This is a genomic window from Conexibacter stalactiti (genome assembly GCF_033542075.1).
Lineage (GTDB): Bacteria > Actinomycetota > Thermoleophilia > Solirubrobacterales > Solirubrobacteraceae > Conexibacter > Conexibacter stalactiti.
The window spans coordinates 25,975-41,133 of record NZ_JAWSTH010000019.1 but is presented as its reverse complement, the minus strand read 5'-3'; the positions used below and the strand labels follow the sequence as shown (position 1 = coordinate 41,133).

General features: G+C 72.4%; 12 protein-coding genes. 2 read left to right on the top strand and 10 right to left on the bottom strand.

What is annotated here, in order from left to right; genetic code table 11:
• Positions 1-6 precede the first annotated feature (6 nt).
• From acnA to speB, 7 genes are all read right to left on the bottom strand, one after another.
• Positions 7-2,814 carry an aconitate hydratase gene (acnA, locus tag R7226_RS09670; protein ID WP_318596887.1) on the bottom strand — a complete coding sequence of 936 codons (2,808 nt, stop codon included), beginning with the start codon at positions 2,812-2,814 and terminating at the stop codon, positions 7-9.
• Between the two features lie 98 nt (positions 2,815-2,912).
• On the bottom strand, positions 2,913-3,344 hold the full coding sequence (locus R7226_RS09665) for a hypothetical protein (protein ID WP_318596886.1): 432 nt from the start codon (positions 3,342-3,344) through the stop codon (positions 2,913-2,915).
• Between the two features lie 111 nt (positions 3,345-3,455).
• The gene (locus R7226_RS09660; protein ID WP_318596885.1) at positions 3,456-4,211 is read right to left on the bottom strand and encodes a nucleotidyltransferase family protein; all 756 of its coding nucleotides are present in this window, start codon (positions 4,209-4,211) and stop codon (positions 3,456-3,458) included.
• Positions 4,212-4,225: 14 nt separating this feature from the next.
• Positions 4,226-5,206 carry a metallophosphoesterase family protein gene (locus tag R7226_RS09655; RefSeq protein ID WP_318596884.1) on the bottom strand — a complete coding sequence of 327 codons (981 nt, stop codon included), beginning with the start codon at positions 5,204-5,206 and terminating at the stop codon, positions 4,226-4,228.
• 2 nt (positions 5,207-5,208) lie between these two features.
• Positions 5,209-6,816: an amino acid permease gene (locus tag R7226_RS09650; RefSeq protein ID WP_318596883.1), complete on the bottom strand. Its 1,608-nt coding sequence runs from the start codon at positions 6,814-6,816 to the stop codon at positions 5,209-5,211.
• Positions 6,813-7,655: a nitrilase-related carbon-nitrogen hydrolase gene (locus R7226_RS09645; RefSeq protein ID WP_318596882.1), complete on the bottom strand. Its 843-nt coding sequence runs from the start codon at positions 7,653-7,655 to the stop codon at positions 6,813-6,815. Before R7226_RS09645 ends, R7226_RS09650 begins: the two co-directional genes overlap by 4 nt.
• Positions 7,656-7,661: 6 nt before the next feature.
• Positions 7,662-8,636, bottom strand: a complete 975-nt coding sequence (gene speB, locus R7226_RS09640) for an agmatinase (RefSeq protein ID WP_318596881.1) — start codon at positions 8,634-8,636, stop codon at positions 7,662-7,664.
• A 105-nt stretch (positions 8,637-8,741) separates the two neighbouring features.
• Between speB and R7226_RS09635 the strand changes: the two genes are divergently transcribed.
• A complete protein-coding gene (locus tag R7226_RS09635) occupies positions 8,742-9,761 on the top strand; it encodes a LacI family DNA-binding transcriptional regulator (RefSeq protein WP_318596879.1) in 1,020 nt (339 codons plus the stop codon).
• 42 nt (positions 9,762-9,803) lie between these two features.
• Here the strand turns inward: R7226_RS09635 and R7226_RS09630 are convergent, their stop codons facing one another.
• Both R7226_RS09630 and R7226_RS09625 read right to left on the bottom strand, forming a co-directional pair.
• Complete coding sequence (locus tag R7226_RS09630) at positions 9,804-10,463, bottom strand: GntR family transcriptional regulator (protein WP_318596878.1); 660 nt, start codon at positions 10,461-10,463, stop codon at positions 9,804-9,806.
• Positions 10,460-11,647, bottom strand: coding sequence for an acyl-CoA dehydrogenase family protein (locus R7226_RS09625; protein ID WP_318596877.1), 1,188 nt, complete (start codon positions 11,645-11,647; stop codon positions 10,460-10,462). Before R7226_RS09625 ends, R7226_RS09630 begins: the two co-directional genes overlap by 4 nt.
• A 24-nt stretch (positions 11,648-11,671) precedes the next feature.
• On the opposite strand from R7226_RS09625, the gene R7226_RS09620 reads away from it, so the two are divergent.
• Complete coding sequence (locus R7226_RS09620) at positions 11,672-12,901, top strand: CaiB/BaiF CoA transferase family protein (RefSeq protein WP_318596876.1); 1,230 nt, start codon at positions 11,672-11,674, stop codon at positions 12,899-12,901.
• Positions 12,902-12,904: 3 nt separating this feature from the next.
• Here R7226_RS09620 and R7226_RS09615 read toward each other — a convergent pair whose 3' ends face one another.
• The gene (locus R7226_RS09615) at positions 12,905-15,073 is read right to left on the bottom strand and encodes a S8 family serine peptidase (RefSeq protein ID WP_318596875.1); all 2,169 of its coding nucleotides are present in this window, start codon (positions 15,071-15,073) and stop codon (positions 12,905-12,907) included.
• Positions 15,074-15,159: the final 86 nt, after the last annotated feature.

The following is a 15,159-nucleotide window of genomic DNA, read 5'->3' as shown; positions in this document are numbered from 1 at the left end:
CGCTGATCACGCCGCAGCCAACAGCTCGCGAAGCACGTACTGCAGGATCCCGCCATTGCGGTAGTAGCGCTGCTCCTTCGGCGTGTCGATCCGGACGGTGACGGTGAATTCCTTGTCGTCCGCCTTCACCGTGACCTCGCGCGGGACGGTGTCACCGGAGATGCCGGCGATCGTGAACGTCTCGAAGCCGGTCAGGCCGAGCGAGGCGGCCGAGTCGCCGTCCTTGAACTGCAGCGGCAGCACGCCCATTCCGACGAGGTTGGAGCGGTGGATCCGCTCGAAGCTCTCGGCGATCACGGCGCGCACGCCGAGCAGGTTGGTGCCCTTCGCCGCCCAGTCGCGCGAGGAGCCCGAACCGTACTCCTTGCCGCCGAGCACGACGAGCGGGATGCCCTGCTCCTGGTACTTCATCGAGGCGTCGTAGATCGCCATCGGCTCGCGCTCGCCGCCGGCGAGGTAGTAGGTGTTGCCGCCCTCGGGCAGGTCGCCACCGAGCTGGTTCTTGAGGCGGATGTTCGCGAACGTGCCGCGCATCATCACCTCGTGGTTGCCGCGCCGCGCGCCGTAGGAGTTGAAGTCCTTGCGCTCGACGCCGTGCTCCTGCAGGTAGCGACCGGCCGGGGAGTCCGGCTTGATCGCGCCGGCCGGCGAGATGTGGTCGGTCGTGACCGAGTCGCCGAGCAGCGCCAGCACGCGCGCGCCGACGATGTCGGTGACCGGCTTGGGCTCGCGCGGCAGGTCGACGAAGTACGGCGGGTTCTGCACGTAGGTCGAGCTGTCGTCCCACGCGAACGAGTCGCCCTCGGCGACCTCGAGGCCGCGCCAGCGCTCGTCGCCGGCGTAGACGCCGTCGTAGCTCTTGCGGAACATGTCCGACTGGACCGCCTGCTCGATCGTCTGCGCGACCTCGGCGGCCGAGGGCCAGATCTCTCTGAGGTAGACCGGGTTGCCCTCCTGATCCTCGCCGAGCGAGTCGTTGAGCACGTCGACGTGCATCGAGCCGGCGAGCGCGTAGGCGACGACCAGCGGCGGCGACGCGAGGTAGTTCATCTTCACGTCGGGGCTGATGCGGCCCTCGAAGTTGCGGTTGCCCGACAGCACCGACGTCACCGTCAGGTCGTTGTCGTTGACCGCCTTCGAGATCGCCTCCGGCAGCGGGCCGGAGTTGCCGATGCAGGTCGTGCAGCCGTAGCCGACGAGATGGAAGCCGAGCGCCTCGAGGTCGCCGGTCAGCCCGGCGCGCTCGTAGTACTCGGTGACGACCTTCGAGCCCGGCGCCAGCGACGTCTTGACCCACGGCTTCGATCTGAGGCCGCGTCTGACGGCGTTGCGCGCGAGCAGGCCGGCCGCCAGCATCACCGACGGGTTCGACGTGTTCGTGCAGCTCGTGATCGCCGCGATCACGACGTGGCCGTGGTCGAGCTCGGTGGAGGTGCCGTCGGCGAGCGTGACGGGGACGGCGCTGCCGTTCGTCTTCACCGCCGTCACGGCGACCTGCTCGCTGTGAGCGTGGTCGTGCCCATGCCTGGGAGCGTCGCCGTTGGCCGGCTCCTGCGAGGCGGTCGGGTCGCTCGCCGGGAAGGTGTCCTCCAGCGCGTCGTCCTCGCCGTCCTGCTCGGGCAGGTAGCCCTTCAGCGCCTCGCGGAAGGCGGTCGCCGAGTCGGCGAGCGCGATCCGGTCCTGCGGTCGCTTCGGGCCGGCGATCGACGGCACGACCGTCGACAGGTCCAGCTCGAGCGTCTCGGTGAAGGTCGGCTCCTCCGAGTCGGCGTCGTGCCAGAGGCCCTGCTCGCGCGCGTACGCCTCGACGAGCGCGCACTGCTCGGCGGAGCGGCCGGTGAAGGCCATGTAGCGGATCGTCTCGGCGTCGATCGGGAAGATCGCGCAGGTCGAGCCGAACTCCGGCGACATGTTGCCGATCGTCGCGCGGTCGGCGAGCGGCAGCGCCGAGACGCCGGCGCCGTAGAACTCGACGAAGCGACCGACGACGCCGCGCTGGCGCAGCTTCTCGGTGACCGTCAGGACGAGGTCGGTGGCGGTCGTGCCCTCGGGCAGCTGGCCGGTCAGCTTGAAGCCGATCACCTGCGGGATCAGCATCGACATCGGCTGGCCGAGCATCGCCGCCTCGGCCTCGATGCCGCCGACGCCCCAGCCGAGCACGCCGAGGCCGTTGACCATCGTCGTGTGCGAGTCGGTGCCGACGAGCGTGTCGGGGTAGGCCTGGCCGAGTCTGTCGTTCACGAAGACCGTGCGCGCCAGGAACTCGAGGTTGACCTGGTGGACGATGCCGGTGTCGGGCGGGACGACCTCGAAGCCGTCGAACGCCGTCTGGCCCCAGCGCAGGAACTCGTAGCGCTCCTGGTTGCGCTCGAACTCGAGCGCGGCGTTGTTCTCGAACGCGTATCTGGTGCCGAACTCGTCGACCTGGACGGAGTGGTCGATCACCAGCTCGGCCGGGACGAGCGGGTTGATCTTCGCCGGATCGCCGCCCATCGCGCTCATCGCGTCACGCATCGCGGCGAGGTCGACGACGGCCGGGACGCCGGTGAAGTCCTGCATCACCACGCGCGCCGGGGTGAACGCGATCTCCTTGCTGGGCTCGGCTCTCGCGTCCCAGGTCGCGAGCGCCTCGATGTCCTGCGCCCGGATCGTCTCGCCGTCCTCGTTGCGGAGGAGGTTCTCGAGCAGGATCTTGAGCGAGAAGGGCAGGCGCGCGACGTCGTATCTGGCCTGCAGCGCGTCGAGGCGGAAGATCTCGTAGTCGCGACCCCCGACCGACAGCGAGGCTCTCGCCCCGAAGCTGTTGGTGGACATGGGTTTCTCCTGTGTCAAAGAAGCATCTTCGTCATAAAAGGCACACAAGAGTTTGTCAGGCGCAGCGCCGCGATGCCGGGCGCGCGTGGACGGCCGTGCTAGCGGGCTTTGCCGCGCTTGCGGCGCTTCTGCTCCTGGCGGCTCGGCTTGCGGCTTCTCGGCGCCGACCGCGTGTGGTGGCGGCCGCGCGAGCCGGGCGTCGCCAGCTCGGCCGCGTCCGGCTCCGTGCGCGCGGTGTGGACGCGTCTGCGGTCGGGCGCGTGTCTGCGCGCATCGCGCGAGATCGCGAACCAGATCCCGCCTATCAGCGCGATCACGATCAGCCCGACGACGGCGACCGCGGCACCGCCGAAGCCGTCGTCGTCATCCCGGTCCTCGACCGGCGCCGGCGGCGGCGGGGTCGACGGGGCCGGCTGGGACGGCGCCTGCTGCTGCAGCGGCGGCACGAACGGGTTCTCTTGGGCGAGCGCCGCCGCGGGCATCGCGGCGAGCGCCACGACGACGGCGATCAGCGCGGCGAAGCGGTGCATGCCGCGAGCCTAACGCGGTCGGCCGCGCGATGTGCGGCTTCCCCGTCCGGACGCGGACGCGCGGCGCGTGGGCGCGCGGGCCACCGAGGCGCGAGCGCGGCGCGCGCCCGCTCACCCCTCGCGCTCGACCTCCTCCGGCAGCTCGTACCAGCGCTTGCGCTCGCCGACCTTCGCGCGCATCCGCCAGCCGCGCGACTTCGGCTCGGCCTCCATCGCCGCCGCCAGCGCGTCGATCGCCGGCAGCGCCGTCGCCGGTCCCTCGCCGCCCTCGACCGCCGCGCGCAGGCGCGCGAGGTTGCGCTCGAAGGTGTGGTGCAGCCCCCAGTCACGGCCGGTCAGCGCGGCCAGCCGCGCCGGCTCGATCGCGCGATGGTCGCCATCGCCGACCGGACAGCCGGACAGCAGCGCGTAGAGGTCGCTGCGGTCCTTCGCGTTCAGCTCGACGATCTGCAGCTTCGTCATCACGAGGTCGGTCGCCGGCAGCGACGGCCCCGGACGATCGAGCGAGTCGGCCAGCGGCAGCTCGTGGCACATCGCGAACTCGCCCGCGAAGACGTCGACCTGCGCCTCGCTCAAGGGGTCGTGGAAGAGCAGCCGCCGGCCGCCGCCGAGCGCGTTGAACTCGCTCGCCGGCGCCCACCCGCGTGCCGCCAGCAGCTGCTCGACGGCGCGTCCCTCCTTGCGGCCGCAGAAGAGGTCGATGTCGCGGTACGGCCGCGCGAAGGCCGCGTCGAAGCGATCTCCCAGCAGCAGCAGGATCGCGACGCCGCCGAGCAGCCGCACGTGCAGGCCCTGCGCCTCCGCCTCGGCGGTCAGCCCGCGCGCCTCCTCAGGCAGGCGATCGAGGAAGGGAGCTTGTGCGGTCATCGTCGGAGCCTCGCTCATCCGGTCACGAACTGGTGGCGGACGGTGTCGCCGGCGAGCGTGATCAGGCAGCCGTTGATGCGACCCGTGTGGTAATCGCTGCCGGGGTTGATCGCGAGCGTGCGGCCGATTCTCGTCGCCCCCGGCGACTCGTGCACATGGCCGTGCAGCGACAGCAGCGGCTGGTAGCGCTCGATCGCCTCACGCACCGCCGTCGAGCCGACCGGGATCAGCTTCGGCGCCGAGCCCGACATCACGACGGCGAGGTTGTCGTCGAGCGCCGGCGCAGTGTCGAGCTGCGAGTCGTACGGCGGCACGTGCAGGTTGAAGATGCAGCGCGTCATCTCGCCGGCCTCCTCGGCCAGCGCGCAGATGCGCGCGTACAGCTCCTCCTCGCTCAGCTCGCGCGGCGAGTCGAACGGGGTTCTGTTGGCGTAGCCGACCGAGATCATCGTGTGGTCGCCGAAGCGCACGACGCGGCCGTCGCAGGCCTCGACCTTGCCGGCCTGCTCGATCGACTCATCGACGCCGTGCGGGTCGTCGTTGCCCGGCATCACGAAGCAGCGCGTCTCGGCCGTGAGGCGCTCGTCGGCGAGCGCCAGCCAGCCGTCGAAGGTCTGGCGCATCACCTCCGCGAACCACTCCTCGCGCTGCTCCTCCGACAGCGCGGCGACGCGCGCCACGTCGGCGCGCGTCATCCGGTGCGGGTACATGCCGTTGCTGCGGATCTTCTGCTCCATCTCCTCCAGCGCCTCGCCGCTGACGTGCGACTTCTGCCCGAAGAGGTCGACCTCGAAGCCGCCGTCGGCCTCGACGAGCGGCACGACGACCTTGCCGGTGACGTCGCCGCCCATCACCAGCACGCCGGCCTCGTAGGCGCCGCCGGCGTTGAGGAACTTGCGCCACAGCACCTCCGATCCGTGGATGTCGGAGGCGTAGTAGAGGCGGGTGGCGGGCGCGCCGCCACCGCCTCCCTTCTTCTTGCCGAAGAGCGCCATCGTCAGGCTGCCGGCAGCTCGCGGTAGGCGAGGTCGACGTCGACGCCCTGGCCTCTGCGGATCGCGCGCGAGATCCACCAGATCGCCATCGCCGCGAGGTAGACGCCGATCACGAGGAAGACCTTGCCGGAGTTGTCGCTCAGCGACGTGCCGGAGCCGGGATCCCACAGCAGGATCGCGACGGCGCCGCCGAAGCCGAGGATCGCGAGCGAGCCGACGGCCGTCAGCAGCGGGATCCCCAGCACCTTGCCGCTGTACGGCGAGGCCTCGACGAGGTCGGGATGACGGTACGGCAGCAGCGTGCCGGCGATCGCGGTCACCAGCAGCGGCAGCGTCAGCCCCAGCAGCGCCGTGATCGAGCTGAACCAGTCGGTGAAGGCGTAGATCGCGGTCGAGGCGATCGACAGCACCAGCATCACGCCGATCGCTATCAGCGGCGAGCGCGAGCGCGGGTCGACGTACGACAGCTTCGCCGGCATCACGTGGTCGAACGACCACGCGAACATGTTGCGGCTGACGAGCATCAGCGTCTGCGGCAGCCACGTCAGCAGGCCGATCGTGAAGCCGATGATCGCGATCGCGCCGATCACCGGGCTGCCGGAGGCGATCCCGATCAGCTCCGGGTAGGCGGGCGCGCCGGCGCTGAAGCCGTACGCGGCCGGGTCGGCGTAGCCGAGCATGTAGCTGAAGTCGTAGCCGATCACGTGCGTGTAGCTCGGCACCAGGCAGAGCAGCACGAGCACGGCCAGCAGCACCGCGCCCGGCATCGAGTAGATGTGCGTCCGCTTCGCCAGCCGGATCTCGCCCGCGAAGTAGTTGCTGGAGAAGATGAAGCCGAAGATGAACCAGAAGATCGAGACCGCTCTCAACGTCGACTCGAAGCTGAAGTCGGCGGGGGCGAAGCCCAGCTCGGTCGCGGAGGCGGCCAGCTTGGCGCTGGCGTCCTGCACGCCGAGGTTGGCCGCGTACTCGTTGAAGTTGGCGACGAACGTGCTGTGGCTGGTGAGCAGCCCGACGAAGACGGGCACGATGATCGCGCCGAGCAGGTAGAGCGCGAAGGCGCCCGCCTGGATCTTGAAGAACAGCCGCACCCCGCCGAAGGCGAAGATCGCGGCGCTCGCCAGCAGCACGACCGTGCCGGTGATGAAGAGGCCCGGTCTGGTCGAGAACCAGTCGCCGAAGTCGAGCCAGCCGTCGCCGGCGCCGAAGCCGGCCATCATGCGGCCGAAGGCGCCGAAGCCGTAGGAGGCGATGTAGGTCGTGTAGACGCCGATCACGACCGCGAGCCAGAACGAGTACGAGAAGTTGCCGGCGAAGCCGACCGACGGGTGCAGCGCGCGGCTGTTGAAGACGTAGTCGCCGCCGGTGCGCGGCATCAGCTGCGTCAGCATCGCGTAGAGGAAGGCGCCCGGCAGGCCGAGCGCGGCGGCGATCAGGAAGGCCAGCAGGGCGCTCGCGCCGGGGTAGAAGGCGGCGAACAGCCAGAAGAAGGCGAAGGTGAGGCCGACGCTCGACCACAAGAGGTTGTAGAAGAGCGCGTCGCGCGTCCGCCCCTCGCGCACGAGGCCGGTCGCTCTGCGGGTGAAGAGCCCTGGTGCTTCGGTGCTCATCGCGTTCCTCCGTGGACGCTCGGTGACGAAACGGCCTTCACGACGAGATCATCGCGAAGATGCTCCAGATAGTTGACCTGCGGGTCGGCGACGGCCGTGCCGGCGCCTTCCAGCGACAGCTCGGCGAGGCGCGTCTCAGCGGCGGCGCCGAGCTGCTCCAGCGCTGCCCCGCCGGCGGCGATCGCGGCGCTGCCGCCGACAAAGCGGTGCCCGTCCTCGCCGCCGACGCGGTTGACGTAGACGTGCGGCAGGCGGTTGTCGAGCGCCCGCGCGCGGGCCGCGAGCGCATGGTCGGGGCCGTACGGCTCCATGTTCGCCGACAGCGTCGCCAGCAGCTCGGCGCCGGCGCGCGCGAGCGCCCGCGCCGGCTCGGGGAACTCGACGTCGAAGCAGACCAGGGGCGCGACGCGGCGCCCCGCCAGCTCGACGACGAGCAGCTCGTCGCCGGCCGCGAACGCCTCCGCCTCGGCACCGAACAGGTGCGTCTTGCGGTACGTCGCGACGTGGCGGCCGTCGGCCTCGACGCACGCGACGGAGTTGGCGACCCTGCCGTCGGGCAGCCGCTCGGCGAAGCCGACGAGCACGGCGGTGCCGTGCGCGCGGGCGGCGTCGCGGACGACGGCGATCGGGCCGGTGCCGGCCCCGTCGGCGGCGGCGCCGCCGGCCGGCGCGCTCAGCGCCAGCTCGCCGGCGCGCGCGAGGTCGTAGCCGGAGAGGAACAGCTCCGGGAAGACCGCCAGCTCAGCGCCGGGGTGCTCGGCGAGCGCGGCGGCGACGGCGGCCGCGTTGGCGGCCTGGTCGCCGGGCGCGGGGTCCAGCTGTGCCAGCAGGACGCGCATCGCCGCTCAGCCTCTGCGCCCGGCTCCGGCGTGGAACGCCATCGCCTCCAGCGCGACGCGCCCGGCGATCAGCGAGGTCGGCGAGGTCGCGCCGGCCTCCAGGCTCGGCGCCGCCTCGACGACGTCGACGCCGACGAGGCCCTCCTGCGCGATCCCGCGCACCAGCTCGATCGCCTCGCGGCTGGTGAGGCCGCCGGGCGAGGGGCAGCAGGTGCCGAGCGCGTAGGCGGCGTCGAGCGAGTCGACGTCGAAGGAGAGGTAGATGCCGTCACCGGCGCCGGCGATCTCACGCGCCTTGTCGGCCGCCCATCTCGTCCCCTTCTCCCAGATCTCCTCGAGCCAGATGACGGTGATGCCGTGCTCGCGGCAGTAGGCCAGCTCGGTCCGCGGGTTCATCCAGCCGGAGATCCCGACGAGCGCGATCTTCGCCGGGTCGAAGCCGGCGTCGACGGCGCGCACGACCGGGCAGCAGTGGTTCAGCTCCTCGCCGCCGACGTCGGGGGCGGTGTCGAGGTGCATGTCGACGAGCACGAGGCCGGGGTCGGCGACGCGCTCGCGCACCGCGCGCACCGCGGGGATCGTGATCGAGTGGTCGCCGCCGAAGGTGACCGGCAGCGCACCCGCGTCGAGGATCGCGCCGATGTCGGCCTGCGCGCGGGCGAAGGTCTCGACCGCGTTGGCGAGCACGACGTCACAGTCGCCGGTGTCGACCGGGCTGAGGTCGAGCAGGTCGAAGTCGAGCGTCGCGTTGTACGTCAGGAACTGCGCGGAGACCTCGCGGATCCCGCGCGGGCCGTAGTTGGCCCCGGTGCGGCTGATGTTCGTCGCGTCCCACGGCAGTCCGTAGATCGCGGCCTTCGCGCCGTGCGCCTTCAGCGCGTCGGCGTCAGCCGGCACGTGCGGCAGGCGCATGAACGAGCCGACCAGCCCCGCGTGCAGCAGGCTGGTCCACATCGTCGGATCAACAGGCGTTGTCGACACGGTCTTCCCCTCCTCGTTGGAAAGACGTTTTTGCACTTCCTTCTGCGCAGCCTAGACAAAACGCTTTTGCACTGTCAACGTCCACGCGGATAGTCTGTCCACGACATGGGGACCAATCGCACTCGGGTGGGGATCAAAGAGGTCGCGGCCGCAGCGGGCGTCTCGGTGACGACCGTCTCACACGCGCTCAACAACAAGGGGCGGTTGCCGGAGGCGACGCGCCAGCGCGTGCGCGCGATCGCCGACCAGCTCGGCTACAAGCCGAACGCGACCGCCCGAAATCTGGTCGTCGGCAGAACCGGCCTGATCGGCCTCGTCGTCTCCCAGCACGGCGGACCGCCGTTCGCCGTCACCGACTTCGCCTACTTCGGGCAGCTGATGCTGGCCGCCTCGACGGCCGCGATCGGCGAGGGCTACGCGCTCGTGCTGGCGCCGGCCGACGGCGCGCTGGCGCCGCAGGGCGGGATCGCCGTCGACGGCGCGATCATCGTCGACCCGGTCCGTGACGACCCGCTCGTCAGCGCGCTCGGCAGAGCGGGCATCACGGTCGTGACGACCGGCCGCATGCTCGGCGACGACCGCTCCTGCTGGGTCGACAACGACCACATAGCCGGCACCCGCTCGATGCTCGACCACCTGCAGCGCTGCGGCGCCGAGCGGATCGCGCTGATGACCAGCCCGCTGGAGATCTCCTACACCTTCGACGTCGAGCGCGCCTACCGCGAGTGGTGCGCCAGCGAGCGCGTCGAGCCGATCGTGAAGGCGCCGGAGCTGGGGCTCTCCGAGCGCGCCGGCTACGCCGCGGCAGGCGAGCTGCTGTCGCTGCCAGAGCCGCCCGACGCGATCTTCGCGACCTACGACCGGCTCGCCTACGGCACGCTGATGGCGGCCGAGGCGCGCGGGGTGCGCGTGCCCGACGACCTGCTGCTGGCGACGACCGCGACCGAGAGCCAGGCGCCCGAGCAGGCGCGCCCGGCGCTGACGACGCTCAACCTCAACCCCGAGGAGATCGGCCGCGCCGCCGCCTCGCTGCTGATCGCGCTGCTCGACGACGAGGAGCCGGCGCGCCACGTCGTCGTGCCGCACCGCGTCGTCGTGCGCAGCTCGACGAGGCGCAAGCGCTGAGGAGTGCGGATCTGTGCACCCAGCTGATGCACAGCTCCGCGCTCATCCCTCCGCGAGGATCCCCCGCAGGACGACGAGGGCGCGCTCGCGGTGGGCGTCGAGCTGCGCGATCAGCCGCTCGACGTCCTCAGCGCGGACCGCCTCCATGATGCGGTCGTGCGCGGCGACGGCGGCGTCGCGCTCGGCGGCGGCGTTGTAGTAGAGCGCGCGGTAGGACTCGGTCGAGTCCCACAGCGCGCGGATCAGCCGCAGCGCGTGCGGCTGGCCGGGCGCGTCCATGATCGCGAAGTGGAAGCGGCGGTTGGCCTCCAGCTCCGCGGCGACGTCGCCGGCCGCGGCCGCATCGACGCAGTCGCGCGCGGCCAGCTCCATCCGCTCCAGTGCCTCCGCGTCGAGCACAGGCAGCGCGTGGCGGACCGCGCGCGCCTCCAGCAGCGCGCGCAGCGCATAGATCTCGTCGAGGTCGGCGACGTCCAGCTCCGTGACGAAGTAGCCGCGCCGCGGCAGGTAGGTCAGCTGCCCCTCCTGCTCCAGCACGCGCAGCGCCTCGCGCACCGGCACGACGCTGACGCCGATCCGCTCGGCGACGTCCTCCTGCACGACCCGCGCCCCCGGCCGCAGCTCGCGCGCGACGATCGCCGCGCGCAGCCACTCGACCGCGTGCTCCTGCGAGGTGCGGTTGCGGCGCGGGAGGGTGCTCACCGGAAGGCCGCGATCCCCGTCAGCGCGTGACCGATCACGAGCGCGTGGACGTCGGCGGTGCCCTCATAGGTGACGACCGACTCGAGGTTGTTCATGTGCCGGATCACCGGGTATTCGAGCGTGATGCCGTTGGCGCCGAGCACCTGGCGCGCCGTCCGCGCGACCTCCAGCGCCGCGTTGACGTTCGACAGCTTGCCCATGCTGACGTGCTCGGGCCGCAGCGTGCCGGCATCCTTGAGGCGGCCGAGGTGGAGCGCCAGCAGCGTCGACTGGTTCACCTTCACGGCCATCTCGGCCAGTCTCTGCTGGATCAGCTGGAAGGAGGCGATCGGCTGGTCGAACTGGATCCGCGTCTTGGCGTAGTCGAGCGCCGCCTCGAAGCAGGCGCGCGCGGCGCCGGCGGCACCCCAGACGATCCCGTAGCGCGCCTCGTTGAGGCAGGAGAGCGGACCGCGCAGCGAGTTCGCCTCCGGCAGACGGGCGCTGTCGGGCAGGCGCACGTCGTCGAGCACCAGCTCGGACGTGACCGAGGCGCGCAGCGACAGCTTCTTGTGGATCTCCGGCGCCGTGAAGCCGGGCGTGCCCTGCGGCACGAGGAAGCCGCGGATGCCCTCCTCCGTTCTCGCCCACACGACGGCGACGTCGGCGATCGTGCCGTTGGTGATCCACATCTTCTGGCCGTTGAGGATCCAGTCCTCGCCGTCGCGCTTGGCGTGCGTGCGCATCGAGCCGGGATCGGAGCCCGAGTCGGGCTCGGTCAGGCCGAAGCAGCCGATCGCCTCGCCGGCGGCCATCCGCGGCAGCCACTCCTGCTTCTGCGCCTCCGAGCCCCACTTCCAGATCGCGAACATCGCCAGCGACCCCTGCACCGAGACGAGCGAGCGGACGCCCGAGTCGCCGGCCTCCAGCTCCATGCACGCGAGGCCGTACGCGGTCGCGCTCGCGCCGGCGCAGCCGTAGCCGGTCAGGTGCATGCCGAGCACCTCGAGGTCGCCGAGCTGCTTCGGCAGCTCCGCCGGGATCGTGCCCTCTTCGAACCAGTCGCCGACGTGCGGCGTGACGCGATCGGCGACGAAGGCGCGCACCGCGTCGCGGATGTCGCGCTCCTCGTCGCTCAGGAGCGCGTCGATGCCGAGGAAGTCGTTCGCGCGCAGCGGTGTGGTGGGGGTCGTCGATGCGGTCATGCGTGAATCTTATAAAATCTAAGAATGCCCGCCATCCCCGGTTCGTTGAATGACCTGCTCGTGCTCGACTTCTCGCGCGTGCTCGCCGGCCCGCTCGCGACGATGCTGCTGGCCGACTACGGCGCGACCGTCGTGAAGGTCGAGCGGCCGGGCAGCGGCGACGACACGCGCGCCTGGGGTCCGCCGCACGACGCCGCCGGCACCGCCACCTACTTCCTCTCGGTCAACCGCAACAAGCGCTCGCTGGCACTCGATCTGCAGGACCCCGCCGACCTCGCACTCGCACGCGAGCTGGCCGCGCGCGCGGATGTCGTCGTGGAGAACTTCCGTCCCGGCGTGATGGCGAGACTGGGGCTCGACCACGCGACGCTCGCCGCCGCCAACCCCGGGCTCGTCTACGCGACGATCAGCGGCTTCGGCAGCAGCGGCGCCGGCGCGGCGCTGCCCGGCTACGACCTGCTCGTGCAGGCGGTCGGCGGGCTGATGTCGGTCACCGGGCCGGCCGACGGCGACCCGCAGAAGGCCGGCGTCGCGCTCGTCGACGTGATCGCCGGGCTGTTCACGACGACGGGGATCCTCGCGGCGCTGCGCCACCGCGCCGCGACCGGCGAGGGCCAGCGGATCGAGGTCGACCTGCTCTCCTCGCTGCTGGCCGCGCTCGTCAACCAGGCGTCGGCGTACACGGCCGGCGGCGTCGTGCCGGGCCGCATGGGCAACGCCCACCCCAGCATCGCTCCGTACGAGCTGTTCGGCGCGGCCGGCGGCACGCGGCTCGTGCTGGCGGTCGGCAACGACCGCCAGTTCGCCCGCCTCTGCGACGTGCTCGGAGAGCCCGCGCTGGCCGCCGATCCCCGCTTCGCGACCAACCCCGCGCGCGTCGCCGCCCGCGTCGAGCTGCGCGCCACGCTGGAGGAGCGGCTCGCGACGGCGCCCGCCGCTCAGTGGGCCGAGGCGCTGCTGGCGGTCGGCGTCCCCGCGGGCGAGGTCAACGACCTCGCCGGCGCCTTCGCGCTGGCGCAGCGGCTCGGCCTGGAGCCGATCGCCGAGCTCGAGCCGCTGCCGGGCGCCCACCCCGCGCGCGAGGCCGGCTCCGCGGGAGCCGCGCCGGGCGCCGGGGAGGCCGCCCCCACCCCCACCCGCGTCGCCCGCAACCCCGTCCGCATGTCGGCCACGCCGCCACGCCACGCCAGCGCCCCGCCCGCGCTCGGCGAGCTGAGCCCTGACGCGGCGCGGGAGCTGTTCGGCGCGGACTGAGCGCTACCCGACGCGCACGCGCTTCGTCAGCGTCCGCGCGCGCAGCTCGCCGCGCGGCACGATCCGCACCCGCACGACGGCGGTGACCGGACGGCCGGCGCGGCTGGCGCTCAGCGCGCGGCGCAGGTCGCGCTCGGACAGACGCAGCCGCAGCGTCGCGATCGCGCCGGAGCGCACGACGCCGCGCGAGACAGCGGCGCGCAGCGGCGCGCTGCCGCCGCGCCAGCTGACTCTGCCGCTGGCGCGCACGGAGGCGACGGCATCGACGCCGACGCGGACGACGACGCCACGATCGGCGCGCAGCCGCCGCCCCTCGACGAGCAGGCTGCCGCGGACCGTCTGCGCGGCGGTCGGCGGGACCGCCGCGGGCAGCGGAGCCGGAGCCGGAGCCGGCGGGGCCGGAGCGGGCACCGGCGGGATCGGCGTCGGCGCGGGCGGCGTCGCGGCGGCGAGCGCGGCGACGACGTCGACGTTGCCGCCGGTCACCGTGCGGCCGAACAGCGCCGGCTGCGGCGTCGTCGTCGACAGCAGCGCGTCGCGCAACTGCGGCATCGTCAGGTGCGGGTTGCGCGCCAGCAGCAGCGCGGCCGCCCCGGCGACGTGGGGGCTGGCCATCGAGGTGCCGTTGTGACGGACGTAGGCGTTGTGGCGCGCCTCGTCGAGGCAGACGGCCGTAATGTCGGCGATCCGCACGCCGGAGAGGCCCGCGGGCGTGTCGTCGGAGGAGACGAGCCGCACGCGCACCTTCACCTCGTCGGCTCCGTCAGCCAGCAGCGAGTATCTGCGCTGCTGCCAACCGCCGGTCGTGAAGCGGCCGATCTCGCTCCAGCCGACGCCGTCGATCGTCCGCTCGACGATCGCCATGCCGGACGGTGCGTCCGGGTCGCCGAGGTCGGCTCGCGCCTGCGTCAGCAGCGTGCAGGCGCGTCTGCCGGCGAGGCTGAACGCTCTGCCGGTGACAAAGCTGTCGATCCCCGGCTGCAGGTCGCCGGCGGCCGGCATCGCCAGCTCGTCGCCGTCGGGCTCGGCGACGACCGCCCATTGCTGGCCGGCCGGGCCGGTCGTCCACTCCGTCGGGAAGCTGGCGACGTCGATCGGCAGGTCGTGGGCCGCTCTGTAGCTCGGCGTGGTGCTGAGGATCTGGCTGCCGGGCGCGCCGACGTCGACCGCCTCGCGCCCGAAGTTCGAGAACCACGAGAGGTCGCCGACGTTGCCGGTCGCCGCGACGCAGACGATGTTGCCGTGCGGCAGTCTGCACGGGTAGGCGGCGTCTCTGTCGATGTCCTCGCCGTCGTTGCCGGCCGCGACGACGAACAGCGTCCCGGGCGAGAGCCGGATCGCGTCGGAGACGGCGTGCGACAGGTTGGGGCCGCCGAGGCTGGCGTTGACGACCGGCAGCCCGAGCTGCCCGGCGTACGCGAAGGAGGCGGCGATGTCGGCGCTGGTGCCGGTGCCGGCGTCGAGCGCGCGCAGCGCGACGAGGCCGACCTGCCAGTTCACGCCCGCGACGCCGATCCCGTTGCCGCCGACGGCGCCGATCGTGCCCGCGACGTGCGTGCCGTGACCGTCGGCGTCGGCGGTCGGATCGCCGTCGTCGTCGAACGGGTCGCGGAAGTCGCGCGAGAGGTCGACGCGCAGGTTGGCGTCGAGGTCCTCGTGGTGGGCGATGCCGGTGTCGACGACGCCGACGAGCGTCTGCGCGGAGCCGGTCGTGACGTCCCACGCGCGCTCGGCGCCGAGGTCGACGCCGGGCGTGCCGGCACGGGCGCCGTCGTCGCCGGGGGCGAGCGCCTGCGGGACCGCCTGGCCGTCGTTGCGCAGGCCCCACAGCTGCGGCAGCAGCGGATCGTCGGGCAGCCGCGTCGTCGCGACGCGGTAGTTCGGTTCGGCCCACACCACGTCGTCGCGACGCTCCAGCGCGCGCACGGCGGCGGCGGGCGAGACGCCGTCCTCCAGGCGCACGACGCGCGTCGCCGGCAGCGCGATCGCGGCCGAGCGCTCGCCGCCGGCGGCGCTGGCGGCGCGCGTCTGCGCGGCGCCGCTGGTCCCCTTCTCGAAGCGGACGACGACCTCGCCCGGGACCGTGTCGGCCGCGGCCGCCGCCGCTGGCAGCAGCGCGAGCGACGACAGCCCCGCGAGCAGCGGAGTGAGGGAGCGACGGGTGATGCGCATGACGGGAAAGACCTCCAGCGATGACTTCTCTTCTCCCGGCAATCGGCCCGCCACCCGCGCCCTTGAGCGCGAAACCGCCCACAACG